Raw genomic sequence first — 14,043 nt, forward strand, 5'->3', positions numbered from 1 at the left:
TCGGCGCCCGGCACGAAACAGGTCGATCAGGAGGAGTAGCCGCGGGTGGCAGCCCAGTTGGCCAGATCGATCGTGCTCACCCAGTACGAGTAGTAGGAGGGGTCGGCCGAGTCGGCGATCTTGACCATCCGACCCTCGTCCTCGTAGCCGACCACGGCGACGTAGTGGCCGCCCGGGAAGGAGTGCCAGCCCCCGGCGGTGTCCGTGACGCTGCCGGCGACGTTCACCACGACCCCGCGGCCGTCGGTGATGGCCGCCACGACATCGGCCTGAAGCTGATCCATCTGGGCCGGGGTGGCCGCGCCACCGGGAATCATCGTGGTCCGGTACGGGCTCCCCTTGGCCATGGCGTTGAGGACCCGGGTGGTGTCCCGGGCCGAGTTGGTGCCCAGGTAGGTGGTGCCGAGCTGGGCGGCCAGGGTCTCCTGGTCCCGGTCGATGCCGGCGGCGCTGAGCGCGTTGCGCACCGCTGCCGGGCCGCAGTACCACCCGTTGATCTGGGCCTGGTAGTCGTACGACAGCACCTTCTTCGCGGGCGGCTTCGGTGCGGCCTCCTTGCTGGCCAGGTCCGGGTCCGCCGAGGCGGCCTCCGGTGCGGCGGCGGCGCTGGACGGGGAGCTGCCGGGCTCCGCGCTCGGCGCGGCACTGCTCGGGGCGGCGCTACCGGGCGCGGGGCTGCTGGGTGCGGTGGCGGCCCGGGCCAGGCCACGGGAGGCGGCCGGCTCCTCGCGCAACTCGGCCACCGCGGCGGTGGTGTGCGTCTCGGCCGGGTCGTCGATCTGGGTGACCACGGCGCCGGCACCGGCGGCCAGGGCCAGCGCCAGCGCCGAGGTGGCCACGAGCTGGTAGGGGCGTTCGGTGGCCAGCCGACGAAGCTGACGCTTGAGGGTGTGCTTCACGAATCCTCCACGGGCTCAGGGGTGGTGTGGCACAGCGGCTCCGGCCATCCGGTGGACACCCGGAGGCGGAGTACGGGGCGGTGCCGTTTCACGGGATGCGCCCGGGGATCGGGCGGCTGCGGTGGGCCTGGGTCAGCGCGCGGACAGCGGACCGGCGAGCGCAGGCACCACGGTGCCGTGGAGGCGCAGGAATATCGGGGGGCGCTGATTGTGCTGCACGAGGAAAGGAGCTCCTTCCGACACCGCCGACCGGGTTAGCTGACGGATTCGGGCGGGAGGATCGCCCTACCGCGGGCCGTGGCTCGCGGATTCACCCCAATGGTGCAGTGGGTCCCCGGTTCGTGAGATCACGATTGAGCGGGTCGGCACGGCGTCGCCACTTGCGAACGGTAACCGCACCGGACGGGGTCGACATTACTGTGCGTCACAGCTCCTGCCAAGGCTGCCCTGAGCTGGCTAAACCTTCTTCCCGGTCAAATTTTTCGGGTATCGCGGAACTGTCGTCGCTCAATGGGACTCCGGGTCAGGAAGGCACTGTCGGTCGACAATCGGACCCGAGGTTGACAATTCCCCGGAGATTGCGCCCGGCATTCGATGTCTGCCCCACGATGACCGATTCCGCGATGACCGTGACCGGGGTCACCGAATAAATGGGAAAGAACCGTGCGCCTCAACCGGCCCGGGCCACCCGCCAGCGCGCCACGGCCCCCTGAGGGCCGGAGACGACCCGGGGTGAGGTCGGCAGCGGGTACGCCCGCGTCCGCTGCGCTGCGGCGTACGCCTCGGTGGACAGCGCCCGGGCCGCGTCGACGGCCAGTTCCGCGGCCCGCCAGGCCTCCCGCTCCTGCTGCCGAGCCGCCTGATAGGCCGCCTGGCGCCCGTCGCGTACCACCCGAGCCAGAAGAATCTCCTGTTCGGCGGGGTGACGCCGGGGATCCCAACCGGCCCGGTGCGCCAGCGCGTCGGTGAGTTGCCGGGCCGACAGATCACCCCGCCAGTACGCCGTCATCACGGCGTGGCGCAGCCAGCGTTCCCTGGCGGCGTACTCGGCGGGGGTGTGGGGGGGTACCGGGGGCGGGCAGCGCGCCGGCGGCGGCCAGTCGTCGGGCGGCGGTCTCCGCCTCGTCGTACGCGGCCCAGGCCCGGTCGAGTTCCGCCTGGGCGCGCTGCCAGGCCTCGCGGCGGCGGGCGGCGTTCTGGGCGGCCCCCGCCGCGGCCACGGCCACCTCGCCGGCATAGCGCCGCAGGTCCGCGGCGGCGGCATCCTCGTCGGGGAGGTCCGGGTCCCGGTCGGGCGAGGGGGCCGGTTCGGGTCGGGCCACCAGCACGGTGAGCACGCCCAGCGCGAGCACCAGCAGCACCGACCAGATGGCGGCGGCTCGGGGCACGTCGATCAGGAACTGGTAGAGAAGGGTCTTCTCCATGTCGGCACCTCGGGGAAGCTGATGTGGCGGTCTCGGCGGCGGGACTCGGGCCGTCCGTCACTCCGGGCCCTGGGGGACTTCCGGGGCACTACCGGAGGCCCAGGGGGTCCAGGCGGGCGAGGTCCGGGTGACTACGGCGGTACGGGCGCACGATCAGCGAACGGGTGGTGCACGGGCGCAGCCCGGGCCCGGGGTGACCACCGCTGGAGGCAGCCCGTGGGTAGCCCTGATGATCAGGGCGGCTTCCGGCGGCAGCGGCAACGGTGACACCGGCGTCGTAGCGGGCCCAGCCTCCGGGCGGTCGTCGCCACCGGGCCCCCACCTCTCGACAGGCAGGGCTACGGCGGCGCAGCCATCGGCGACCGAGGACGCCGGGGCACCCTCTGAAGACCAGACAAGGCCGGCTGCCGTGGGCTGCCCGGCCGGACCGAGGTCCTCGATCGCCCCGGGGTGGGTGGGCATGGCCCAGACCCCGACGGTGAAGGCGGCGGCGACCGCGAACCCGGTCAGCAGTCGTGCCACCCGGCGCGCAAACCACCACAGGGGACGGGTGGAGAGGACCGGGAGCACGATGTCACGCTACCGCCGGTGTCCGCAGCCCGCACCGCCGCCCGGCGTGTCGCGCCGAGGAACCTGATTCGGGTTGCCGCCCTGGTCGGCAGGCCAGAACCCTACCGTCCAGCATGGAGGTCAGCCGATGCCTCGGCACCGGAGACAGGCTCGGCACGGGGGGCGGGCACCGCACCGGGCGCAGCCTCGGAGGTGGGCGCAGGCCCGGTGCCGGGTGTGGGGTTGGTGGCGCTGGGGCGGGCCGTGCGGCGGGGAGGCGCCAGGCGACGCATCATCGGCTGTTCGACGAAGCGGTGCACCAGGGCGGCGAGGCCCAGGGTCAGCAGCAGGAAGCCGATCACCGCGGCCGGGCCCCACCAGCCGGGCAGACCGGTCCCCCAGTCTCCGGTGACCCGGAGAATCGTCATGATCACGAAGACGTGCACCAGGTAGAAGGCGAACGACACCTCACCGAGCCAGACCATCGGGCGCGACCGCAGGGGCGAGCGACGACCCCGCACATCGGCGTCCGCCGCGGCGGCGATGAGCACCACGTACGCCGCCGACAGCAGCGCCGCCCAGAACTCGGCCGGAATCCACTGCGCGGCGACCACCCAGGTGACCACGAAGATGAGGCTCGCCAGGGGCAGGCCGGGACCCCGCCAGCGGCCCCGCAGCATGAGTTCGGCGGCGGCCACCCCCATCCAGAACTCCAGCGAGCGGACCAGGGGGAACACCTGGGTGAACCACCACCGGCTCTGCTCCGGCACCAGGGTCTGCCCGGGCCACAGCGCCAGGATCAGCAACGGTACGGCGATCACAACCGCCCACAGCAGCCAGGGGCGGGCCCGCCGCACCAGGGGCAGGGCCAGCGGCAGGCACAGATAGAAGAAGAGTTCGCAGGACAGCGACCAACTGACGTTGTTCACGCTGTAGAAGTAGCCGGGACGGGGATCCCAGGCCTGGAGCAGGAACAGGTTCTCCAGCGCCGCGACCGGGTTGATCGGATCGGCGAACCAGAGGGCCGCCGCCATGGCCAGCACCCAGAGCAGTACGTGGTTCGGATAGATCTTGGCGAACCGGCGTCGCCAGAACCCCCGTCGCGAGTCTCCCGGCCGGGCCGACCAGACCAGCACGAACCCGCTGAGGATGAAGAAGAACTGCACCCCGGACAGGCCCAGGGTGAAGATCTTGCCGACGACCGCCTGGTAATCCGGCTCTGCGATGATCCGCATGGTGCCGGCGTGGAAGCCGAAGACCAGCAGCGCGGCCACCCACCGCAGCCCGGTCAGCGAGGGTAGTCGGCTAGCCTGCCCCCGGCCGGGTGCGATGCCCGCCGCCACCGGTGCGCTGGTCATGCCGGCACCTGAGACGTCGACGGCGTCGGAGGCACGCGCCTCTCCTCCCAACGGGCCACCTGCCCGATCCGATCGGCTACCGGCGGCCACCCGTTCGGCGCCGCCCGTCGTGGCACCCTACCCAATCAGAGATCGACCCACTTCTGGGGACCGGGCGGCACCGCGATCACCAGGCAGGCGAGGGCACCCAATGGCGCAGGATCACCCGCCTGACCTCCCGAACCCCGCACGATCGCCCATGCTAGAAACATCCAGGGTTGATCGCCCCCGTCAGCACTTCGACGCGAAGGGCCAATCATGACCCAGTCCCCGACCGAACCGCGATCCCGCTGGTCACCCTGGTCCCTGCACGGCGACGGCCGCACCGTACGCCCCGGGGACGTGGTGCACCCCGACGAACGGCTCTCCTGGCCCCGCACCCTGGGCATCGGGGTGCAGCATGTGGTGGCGATGTTCGGGGCCACCTTCACGGTGCCCCTGATCACCGGCTTCCCGCCGGCCACCACCCTCTTCTTCTCCGGGCTGGGCACCCTGCTCTTCCTGCTGATCACCGGCAACCGGCTGCCGTCGTACCTCGGCTCGTCGTTCGCCTTCATCGCCCCGGTGCTGGCGGCCAAGGCCGGCGGCGACATCGGCCCGGCCCTCGGCGGCATCGTCGTGGTCGGGGCGACGATCGCCCTGGTCGGCATGGTGGTGCAGTTCTCCGGAGCGGGTTGGATCAACCGACTGATGCCGCCGCTGGTCACCGGCGCCATCGTGATGCTGATCGGGTTGAACCTCGCCCCGGTGGCATGGGACGGCGGCGGGAACGGCGGGGTCAAGGCCCAACCCCTGGTCGCGGTGGTCACCCTGGCCGCGATCCTGATCTGCACGGTGCTGTTCCGGGGCTTTCTGGGCCGGCTGTCCATCCTGCTCGGGGTGCTCGTCGGCTGGCTGCTCGCCGCGCTGACCGGCGGGCTGGACCCGGCGACGGTCACCGGGCTGCGGGAGGCCGCCTGGGTCGGGCTGCCCGAGTTCCACACGCCCAGCTTCAGCCTGCGCGCCGTGGTGCTCGTCATCCCGGTGGTCCTGGTGCTGATCGCGGAGAACGCCGGCCACGTCAAGGCGGTCGCCGCCACGACCGGGCGGAACATGGACCGGGACATGGGCAAGGCGTTCATGGGTGACGGCGTGGCCACCATGCTCGCCGGCTCCGGCGGCGGCTCCGGCACCACCACGTACGCCGAGAACATCGGGGTGATGGCGGCGACCCGGGTCTACTCGACCGCCGCGTACTGGATCGCCGGGCTGGCCGCGGTGCTGCTCGGGCTCAGCCCGAAGGTCGGCGCGCTGATCCTCACCGTGCCGGCCGGGGTGCTCGGCGGCGCCACCACCGCCCTCTACGGGCTGATCGCCATCCTCGGTGCCCGGATCTGGCTGGACAACCGGGTCGACTTCCAGGACCCGGTCAACCTGCTGACCGCCGCCGTAGCAGTGATCATCGGGGCCGCCGACTACACCCTCACCGCCGGCGACCTCTCCTTCCACGGCATCGCCCTGGGCTCCGCCGCCGCCCTGATCATCTACCACGGCATGCGCCTGATCGCCCGCCTCCGCAACACCACCCCGACCTCCCGCCAGGGCCCCGAGCCGGAACTCTGAGCAGACCCGCTGCCACCCCGCCCTCCCCGCCCCACCCCGCCCTCGCCCCCACCCCGCCCTCGCCCCCACCCCGCCCTCGCCGCTGTTGATCAAGAGGTTTTGGTCGTGACAAGCGCGATTCTCGACGCAAACCTCTTGATCAACAGGGCGAGAGGGGTGTGGTGAGGGCGAGAGGAAGGGGGTCAGGCAGGGTGGGTGGGTGAGTGGGTCAGGGGCGGTCGATTTGGTGGCCTATTACGGTCGGGCCGAGCATGACGGCGAAGCCGGAACCGTCGCGGCGGGGGTCCTCGGCCGGTAGGGCCACCGGTTCGCCGTTGGCGGTCGCGCCGACCGGGCGAGGGCCGGCCCAGGCGACGACCACCTCGGTCTCACCCTTGAGGAAGCGCTGGGCGCGCACCCCGGCGGTCGCCCGCCCCTTGACCGGGTACGCCGAGAAGGGGGTCACCTTGACGGTGGCCCCGGTCGAGGTCACCACCATCGGCTCACCGTGGTCCGGGTCGTCGGTGCGTACCGCGCCGAAGAAGACCACCTGGGCCCCGGCCGACAGGGCGATGCCGGCCATGCCGCCACCCTTGAGGCCCTGTGGTCGCACCAGCCCGGCCGGGAAGCGCAACAGCGAGGCCGCGTTGGTGAGGAAGGTCAGGTTCTCGGCGCCGTCGACCAGCCAGGTGGCTCCGATGACCTCGTCTCCTTCCCGCAGCCCGATCACCTCGAACTCGTCGGAACGTACCGGCCAGTCGGGGGCGCAGACCTTGACCACCCCCTGACGGGTACCCAACGCCAGACCCGGGGAGCCTTCGGCGGCGGCACCCAGGGGCGCCAGACCCACCACGGTCTCCCCCGGCTCCAGCGGCACCAACTCGGCGGCCGACATCCCGCCGCGCAGCGACACCGTGCCGGACTGCTCCGGCAACACCGGCAGGGGCAGCACATCCACCTTGAAGGCCCTACCGGCACTGGTCACCAGCAGCACCCGGCCCCGGGCGGTGGAGTGCACCATGGCGCGTACCGCGTCGTGCTTGACCCGGCCGTGCCGACGCCGCCCCTCGGCGGCCTCCTCCGACTCGGCCGCGGTACGGGCCACCAGGCCGGTGGCGGACAGGATCACCTGGCAGGGGTCGTCGGCCACCTCCAGCGGCCCGGCCGGGGCGGAGGCGGCGAGCACCTCCTTGAGATCACCGTCGACGAGGACGGTACGACGCGGGGTGGTGAACTGCTTGACCACCGCGGCCAACTCGTCGGAGACGAGCTTCTTCAGCACCTTCTCGTCGTCGAGGATGGTGGACAGCTCGGCGATCTCGGCACGCAGCTTCTCCTGCTCGGCCTCCAACTCCAGCCGGTCGTACTTGGTCAGCCGACGCAGCGGGGTGTCCAGGATGTAGCCGGCCTGGATCTCGGAGAGCTTGAACCGGCGCATCAGGCCGTCCTTGGCGTCCTGGGCGTCCTCGCTGGCCCGGATCAGCTTGACCACCTTGTCGATGTCGAGCAGGGCGATCAGCAGACCGTCGACCAGGTGCAGCCGCTCCTGGCGCTTACGCCTGCGGTACGCGCTGCGCCGGGTCACCACCTCGTAGCGGTGTGCCAGGAACACCTCCAGCAGCGGCTTCAGCCCCAGGGTGCGCGGCTGCCCGTCGACCAGCACCAGGTTGTTCACCCCGAAGGACTGCTCCAGCGGGGTGAGGCGGTACAGGTCGGCCAGCAGCGCCTGGGGGTTGACCCCCACCTTGCACTCGATGACCAGGCGGGTGCCGTTCTCCCGGTCGGTCAGGTCCTTGACGTCGGCGATCCCGGTCAGCCGCTTGGTCTTGGTGACCTCGTTGGTGATGGCGGCGATGACCTTCTCCGCACCCACCCCGTACGGCAACTCGACCACCGTGATCGCCTGCCGACCCCGACTGCCCTCCAGCGGGCCGATCTCCACCTTGCCGCGCATCCGCACCACGCCCCGGCCGGTCTCGTACGCCCGGCGCACCTCGTCCAGGCCGAGCAGCAGCCCACCGGTGGGCAGGTCCGGACCGGGCACGAACTCCATCAGCTTGTCGAGGGTGGCGTCGGGGTGCCGGATCAGCCAGCGGGCCGCCGAGACGACCTCCCCCAGGTTGTGCGGGATCATGTTGGTGGCCATCCCGACCGCGATCCCGGAGGTGCCGTTGACCAGCAGGTTCGGGAAGGCAGCCGGCAGTACGGTGGGCTGGGTCAGCGAGCCGTCGTAGTTGGGCTCGACATCGACGGTCTCCTCACCCAGCTCGCCGACGAGCAGCATCGCCTCCCGCGACATCCGAGCCTCGGTGTTGTGGTTGACGAAACCGCCAGCGAGGAATGAGTGGTCTTCGGTGTCGACTCTGATCGAGTAGACCTCGGCCGGCTCGCACGCGGTCACCTCGGTGATCCGCTCGAATCGGTAGCCCGAGTCCATCACGGGCAGGATCGTCGCAAGTACCTCGGGATCCTTGATCCGATCGACGATGCGAAGCCGTTCAGTCTCCCAACGCTCTACCCGGTCAAAGTTGTGCTGAGTCAGCCACTTGCGGCCCGAACCACGCCTGTCGAAGGCGAGCGCCCCACGAACGTATTCGGCCACGAAAGGCACGTGGTCTTTACTGAGTCGATGCGGGCGCAACGGTGAACGTTTGAGCACCCTGTGCAGCACAGCCTGCTTGGTACGGAGGAACCCGACCCGATTGGCGAACGCCGCAATGTTCCGCATCCCTGAAATGACCAGCCGATGCTCCACCGAGCCACTCGGACGCGTATATTGCCGCCAACACGCGATGACACCGAACTCCGCCAACAACTCTTGGACGTCCCGAGTAAGGCGTTCGCTGAAGCTCGTGTACTGAATGGTGAAGCTGTCCTTCGCTACCCGTACGCCGCCGTCTCCTTCGAACAACGCCATCAGGAACGAGCGCTTCACACCCCACCCTCCGGTCCAGACGAACTGCGGAACGAACTTGTCCCGCGCCTGGTGCCCGATGAGTTCGGCTAGCGGGCTGGCACGGAACGCGGCCATCCCCCCGGCATACTCCTGTACATCCAACTCCTGGATGCGTTTGCGGTCGCGGCGGGTATGCCGCTCGCTGACGTAGCGCTGCCCGCCTACAACTTGGTCGTAGGCATGCAGGACCTCGCCGAAGAAGTGCTCATCCGTATTGTTGAAGCCCGCTCGCGACTCACTCGCGAACCCTTCGGATACCCAGGCGCCCCCGAGTACTCCCAGCATGTACTCCCGAGCCGTAGGGGTTACCTGGTACCAGGCGTTCCGCGCGATGCAGACGACCGTGTCGGGGGTCACCTCGTCGAGACGGCGCCACTGGAACACCGGCACGCCGAGCGGCACCTCCAGACACAAGACCAGGTGATTCTCACTGCCCCGGAGTGAGAACCCGGCTTCCGTACGGATCTGGATGGTGGGATGGACACCCGAGTTGAAAACCTTGCTCGCCCGGACGGCCTTGCCGTCCTTGTCGAGTACCTCGAAATCGACGTCAGCTTCACTATCGGGAGCGAGATTCGCCAGCTCGCCGATTCGAGGACTCGAACCGTCTGCCAGGCGAATCCGAGTATCGCCCGTCACACAGTAACGCGCCGCCGCCGGTCCGTCGTCCGGGCTGCCGAAGTTGCCGTGCCCGTCGATGAGTGGCACATTCAGGGAGAAGTCCTGCGCCATCCGGACCATCGCGTCGTAGATCGCGGTGTCGCCGTGCGGGTGGTAGCGCCCCATCACGTCACCGACCACCCGGGCCGACTTGACGTGGGCCCGGTCGGGCCGGAAGCTCGACTCGTACATGGCGTACAGGATGCGCCGGTGCACCGGCTTCAGGCCGTCGCGGGCGTCCGGCAGGGCCCGGGAGTGGATGACCGAGAAGGCGTACTCCAGGTAGGAGTCGGACACCTCGGTGACCAGCGGGTTGTCGAAGACCCGCGCGCCGGCCCGGTCGAACGCGGAGTGGTCGACCTTCGTTTCCTTGCGGCGTGCCATGGTTCAGCTTTCCTTCCGAAGAACCCGTTGGTCAGGCGTCGATGGCGTCGCGGTCGACCCGGTCGGCGGAGTCGATCAGCCAGTTGCGGCGCGGCTCGACCTTCTCCCCCATCAGCAGTTCGAGGATCCGCTCGGCGGCGTCGACATCCTCCAGAGTGATCCGCCGCACCGACCGGGTGGCCGGGTTCATCGTGGTCTCCCACAACTCGTCGGCGTCCATCTCACCGAGACCCTTGAACCGGGGAATGGGGGTGACGATCTGCTTGCCGGCCTTCTCCAGCTTGCGGACGGTCGCCTCCATCTCCGCCTGGGTGTAGGTGTAGACGGTCTCCGGGTTACGCCCCCTGGTGGTGATCTTGTGCAGTGGCGGCATCGCGGCGTAGAGCCGACCCGCCTCGATCAACGGCCGCATGTACCGGGCGAACAGGGTGATCAGCAGGGTCCGGATGTGGGCGCCGTCGACGTCCGCGTCGGCCATGATGAGCACCCGGCCGTACCGCATCGAGGACAGGTCGAAGGTACGCCCGGAGCCCGCCCCGAGCACCTGCACGATGGCGGCGCACTCGGCATTGTCCAGCACCTGCTGGAGGTTGGCCTTCTGCACGTTGAGGATCTTGCCGCGAATCGGGAGAAGCGCCTGATACTCGGCAGAACGGGCAAGTCGCCCCGTACCCAGGGCGCTGTCCCCCTCCACGATGAACAATTCGCTTCTGTCGATGCCTGAGGCGCGGCAGTCGACCAGTTTGGCCGGCATGGCGGCGCCTTCGAGCGCGGTCTTGCGGCGGGCGGCGTCCTTCTGCTGCTTCTGGGTCAGGCGCACCCGCGCGGCGTCGACGATCTTCTGGAGGACGGTACGCGCCTCGGTCTTGGTCCTGCGGTCCTCCAGCCAGGACTTGAGGTGCTGCTCGACCAGGCCCTGCACCACCTTGGTGACCCCGGCGGTGGAGAGTTCGTCCTTGGTCTGGGAGGTGAACTGCGGCTCGGGCACCCGCACGTGCACCACCGCGGTCATGCCCTCCAGCACGTCGTCCAGGGTGGGGGCGTCCTCCTTGGCCTTGAGCAGGCCACGGGTATTGCGTACGGCGTCGGCGAGGGTACGCACCAGGGCCCGTTCGAAGCCCTTGCGGTGAGTCCCGCCGTGCGCGTTACGGATGGTGTTGGTGAAGCACTCGACCGTGCGCTCGTAGCCGGTGCCCCAGCGGAAGGCCACCTCGATCTCGGCGCGTCGCTGCACGTTGGACTGCATCACGCCGTTGGCGTCGGCGGCGTTCTCCCGGTAGGTGCCCTCGCCGGTGACCAGCAGGGTGCCGGAGACCGGCCGGTCGCCGGAGGGGGCCAGGAAGTCCACCATGTCGGTGAGCCCGTTGGGGTAGTGGAACTGCTCCTCGGTCGGCTCCTGGGCGGTGAGGTCGCGCAGGGTGTAGCTGACCCCGGGCACCAGGAAGGCGGTGTGCCGCAGCTTGGCGCGTACCGCGTCGTGGTCCAGGGCCGCGCCGGTCTCGAAGTAGCGGGGGTCGTACCAGTAGCGGATCGAGGTGCCGGTGCGCTGGCCGCGCTTCATCGCGCCGGCTACCTGGAGGCCGGGGCCGGGGGTGAACGGCGCCTCCGGGCCCTCACCCTCGAAGATGCCGGGTGCCCCGTGCCGGAACGACATGGTGTGCACCTTGCCGCCGCGACGGACGGTGACGTCGAACCGGCGGGACAGCGCGTTGACCGCCGAGGCGCCGACCCCGTGCAGACCACCGGAGGTCTTGTAGCCGGAGCCGCCGAACTTGCCGCCGGCGTGCAGCCGGGTGAGCACCAGCTCGACCCCGGAGATGCCGGAGCGGGCGTGCACGTCGGTGGGGATGCCCCGCCCGTCGTCGTCCACCTGCACCGAACCGTCGGGGTGCAGGATGACCTCGATCTTCGTGGCGTGGCCGGCGACGCCCTCGTCGGTGGAGTTGTCCAGGATCTCGTTGACGAGGTGACCCACGCCACGACTGTCGGTGGAGCCGATGTACATGCCGGGCCGCTTGCGAACGGCGTCCAGCCCCTCAAGATGGGTGAGGTCATCGGCCCCGTACAGGGTCTCAGGCTCTGCGGTCAACTCCGTCGTACTCCCCGGTCTCGGCGATGTGCTGCCCCACACCGTCGGTGGTCGGCCCAGCGTGGGACGGCCGCAGCGAGCGTAGCCGTACGCCCCGACACCTGACGCGGACACCCGCGCGGCACGCCGCAGGAGGCCTCTGCTGGTGGCACCTGCCGCGGTCAACGCCCCGGCGCCGCACCTTATGCCCGACGCCGTCTCGGTGTGGGCTGGGATTTAACTCCCGCCTGACCCAGATGTCACATCTGTTTCCCGTGTTGACGCACGTCACACCTGCGTGATTCCATCACGAGAAGAGGATCTTTCATATTTCTATGAATGGATGGGGCTGCCATGCCGAGGTTGCGTCGTACCGCCGCCGCGATGGTTCTGGCCGTCGCCGCGGCGACCCTCTCCACCGCCATCACCCACACCGCCCCGGCGACCGCTGCGGCACCCACCGCCGCGGTCGCCCTCGGCGACAGCTTCATCAGCGGCGAAGGCGCCGGGGCCTACCAGCCGGTGGTCGACTCGACCGGGGTCGCGCGCAACTTCCCGGGCTGGACCGCGCCGAACAACAACGCCTTCTTCTGCCACCGGTCCGGCAATGCCTCGCTGCACAAGGCGTCACTGCCCGGCATTCAGGACCGGTTCAACCTGGCCTGCTCCGGCGGCCAGCCGCGCGACATCGCCGCCGCCTCGTCGGCACGCACCGGCGGTCGGCAGGTGGCCGCCCAACTCGACCAGCTCCGCACGGTCGCCCAGACCCACGACATCGACCTGGTGCTGATCGGTCTGGGCTCCAACAACAGCTCGTTCACCTTCGGCGGGGTGGCGGAGAAGTGCGCCAACCGGTTCATCGCCGACGCCTGGACCGGCTGGTGGGAGTTCTGGGCGTACCTCAACGGCCCGGTGGAGCAGAAGCCCTGCACGGACGCCGACCTGGCCACCGCCGCGCAGATCAGCGCCGCGACCGCCGAGACCACCGCGGCGGTACGCCAGATCCTGACCACGTTGCGCGAGGTGGACGCCGACGGTCAGCACCGGGTGGTGTTGCAGGACTACACGAACCCGCTGCCGCTGGACCTGGCCTCGTCGTACCACTCGGAGGACAGCCGGGACGACACCCGGGACAAGTTCCGCGCCCTCGGAGCGGAGCGGTACGCCGCCGGCTGCCCGATCCACCGGGCCAGCCTGGCCCCCGGCCACCGGTTCTCCCAGGGGCTCGGCACCATCGTCCGCTCCACCCGGGACACCCTGGCCGCCGAGTTCCCCGGTGCCGACCTGGTCTACCTCAACGTCCAACGGGCCTTCGACGGCGCCCGGCTCTGCGAGAACTCGAACAGCCCGACCGGCACGCTGGCCACCCCGATCCGGCTGATGGACAACCCGCCCAACGGCACCTTCGTCACCAGCCTCTCCGGCAAGGACAAGATCGCCATCCAGCGGATCGCGAACACCTGCGCGACCTACTTCCAGACCTGCCAGGAGTCGTGGCACCCGAACGCCGCCGGGCATCAGGTGCTCGGCCAGTGCCTGGCCGGGGCGGCCACCACCACCGCTCGCTCGGTGACCTGCGTACGGGCCTCGAACGGCACGATAAGCGTCTCCTGACCATCCGGGACCGGCCCGTATCCCCGTGGTGCGGGCCGGTCGCCGTCGCCACTCAGGGCGCGGGCGGTGCACCGAGGGCGAGCAGTACCGGGCCGGTCGGTGAGTCGACGAGATCGGCCATGCTGACCTGGTCGAGCACGGCGAGGAAGGCCTCCTGCGCCCGGCGCAGCTCTACCCGTAGCCGGCAGGCTGCCCGCAGCGGGCAGGCCGGTGCCTCGCAGTCGACCACCTCGCCGGCTCCCTCGAACGCCCGTACCACCTGCCCGACGGTGTAGGTGGCGGCGTCCGCGGCGAACGCCACTCCGCCGGAGCGGCCCCGGATGGTCACCAGCACGCCGAGGTGCTGCAACCGCTGCACCACCTTCGCCACGTGGTTGCGGGGCAGCGCCAGCCGCTGGGCCAACTCGTCCACCGTGGTCCTGCGGCCGGAGGCGGCGGTCAGCATGGCGATCCGCATCGCCATGTCGGTGGACCGGTTGAGCTTCACCTTTCGACCCTACGGTGGCCGTGC

Annotated in this window: 8 protein-coding genes, 4 pseudogenes and 1 riboswitch; of the genes and pseudogenes, 2 read left to right on the forward strand and 10 right to left on the reverse strand. The window is 70.2% G+C overall.

Going from position 1 to position 14,043, the window contains the following annotated elements; translation table 11 throughout:
- Nucleotides 1-26 precede the first annotated feature (26 nt).
- The 5 genes from ACLQ2T_RS11940 to ACLQ2T_RS11960 all read right to left on the reverse strand — a co-directional run bounded on the left by ACLQ2T_RS11940 (nucleotide 27) and on the right by ACLQ2T_RS11960 (nucleotide 4,230).
- A complete protein-coding gene (locus ACLQ2T_RS11940) occupies nucleotides 27-899 on the reverse strand; it encodes a C39 family peptidase (protein ID WP_425766071.1) in 873 nt (290 codons plus the stop codon).
- 228 nt (nucleotides 900-1,127) lie between these two features.
- A riboswitch (cyclic di-AMP (ydaO/yuaA leader) is annotated at nucleotides 1,128-1,269 on the reverse strand.
- Nucleotides 1,270-1,569: 300 nt separating this feature from the next.
- Nucleotides 1,570-1,908, reverse strand: a complete 339-nt coding sequence (locus tag ACLQ2T_RS11945) for a hypothetical protein (protein WP_425766072.1) — start codon at nucleotides 1,906-1,908, stop codon at nucleotides 1,570-1,572.
- Entirely contained in the window at nucleotides 1,886-2,323 is a 438-nt protein-coding gene (locus ACLQ2T_RS11950; protein WP_425766073.1) for a hypothetical protein, read from the reverse strand. The genes ACLQ2T_RS11945 and ACLQ2T_RS11950 overlap by 23 nt, the downstream gene beginning before the upstream one ends.
- Before the next feature lie 153 nt (nucleotides 2,324-2,476).
- Complete coding sequence (locus ACLQ2T_RS11955; protein WP_425766074.1) at nucleotides 2,477-2,893, reverse strand: hypothetical protein; 417 nt, start codon at nucleotides 2,891-2,893, stop codon at nucleotides 2,477-2,479.
- A 101-nt stretch (nucleotides 2,894-2,994) separates the two neighbouring features.
- Nucleotides 2,995-4,230: an acyltransferase family protein gene (locus tag ACLQ2T_RS11960; RefSeq protein ID WP_425766075.1), complete on the reverse strand. Its 1,236-nt coding sequence runs from the start codon at nucleotides 4,228-4,230 to the stop codon at nucleotides 2,995-2,997.
- Nucleotides 4,231-4,527: 297 nt separating this feature from the next.
- Between ACLQ2T_RS11960 and ACLQ2T_RS11965 the strand changes: the two genes are divergently transcribed.
- Nucleotides 4,528-5,871, forward strand: a complete 1,344-nt coding sequence (locus tag ACLQ2T_RS11965) for a uracil-xanthine permease family protein (protein ID WP_425766076.1) — start codon at nucleotides 4,528-4,530, stop codon at nucleotides 5,869-5,871.
- A gap of 208 nt (nucleotides 5,872-6,079) precedes the next feature.
- Here ACLQ2T_RS11965 and ACLQ2T_RS11970 read toward each other — a convergent pair.
- The 4 pseudogenes from ACLQ2T_RS11970 to ACLQ2T_RS11985 all read right to left on the reverse strand — a co-directional run.
- Nucleotides 6,080-8,161 (reverse strand): annotated as a pseudogene (locus tag ACLQ2T_RS11970) (DNA gyrase subunit A); the annotation flags it as partial.
- A gap of 393 nt (nucleotides 8,162-8,554) precedes the next feature.
- Nucleotides 8,555-9,091: pseudogene (locus ACLQ2T_RS11975) on the reverse strand (LAGLIDADG family homing endonuclease); the annotation flags it as partial.
- 138 nt (nucleotides 9,092-9,229) lie between these two features.
- Nucleotides 9,230-9,850, reverse strand: a pseudogene (locus tag ACLQ2T_RS11980) (DNA gyrase subunit A); the annotation flags it as partial.
- A gap of 31 nt (nucleotides 9,851-9,881) precedes the next feature.
- Nucleotides 9,882-12,091: pseudogene (locus ACLQ2T_RS11985) on the reverse strand (DNA gyrase/topoisomerase IV subunit B).
- Between the two features lie 181 nt (nucleotides 12,092-12,272).
- Here ACLQ2T_RS11985 and ACLQ2T_RS11990 point away from each other — a divergent pair.
- Complete coding sequence (locus tag ACLQ2T_RS11990; protein WP_425766277.1) at nucleotides 12,273-13,532, forward strand: hypothetical protein; 1,260 nt, start codon at nucleotides 12,273-12,275, stop codon at nucleotides 13,530-13,532.
- Nucleotides 13,533-13,584: 52 nt separating this feature from the next.
- Here ACLQ2T_RS11990 and ACLQ2T_RS11995 read toward each other — a convergent pair whose 3' ends face one another.
- Complete coding sequence (locus ACLQ2T_RS11995; RefSeq protein WP_425766077.1) at nucleotides 13,585-14,019, reverse strand: RrF2 family transcriptional regulator; 435 nt, start codon at nucleotides 14,017-14,019, stop codon at nucleotides 13,585-13,587.
- Between the last annotated feature and the right edge of the window lie 24 nt (nucleotides 14,020-14,043).

It is taken from the genome of Micromonospora sp. DT229 (assembly GCF_049844505.1).
GTDB lineage: Bacteria > Actinomycetota > Actinomycetes > Mycobacteriales > Micromonosporaceae > Micromonospora.

Excerpts from the sequence above, each read along its gene's own strand:
- ACLQ2T_RS11945 (WP_425766072.1), bottom strand. The coding sequence starts at position 1,908 with ATGACGGCGTACTGGCGGGGTGATCTGTCGGCCCGGCAACTCACCGAC.
- ACLQ2T_RS11965 (WP_425766076.1), top strand. The coding sequence starts at position 4,528 with ATGACCCAGTCCCCGACCGAACCGCGATCCCGCTGGTCACCCTGGTCC.
- ACLQ2T_RS11950 (WP_425766073.1), bottom strand. The coding sequence starts at position 2,323 with ATGGAGAAGACCCTTCTCTACCAGTTCCTGATCGACGTGCCCCGAGCC.
- ACLQ2T_RS11990 (WP_425766277.1), top strand. The coding sequence starts at position 12,273 with ATGCCGAGGTTGCGTCGTACCGCCGCCGCGATGGTTCTGGCCGTCGCC.
- ACLQ2T_RS11960 (WP_425766075.1), bottom strand. The coding sequence starts at position 4,230 with ATGACCAGCGCACCGGTGGCGGCGGGCATCGCACCCGGCCGGGGGCAG.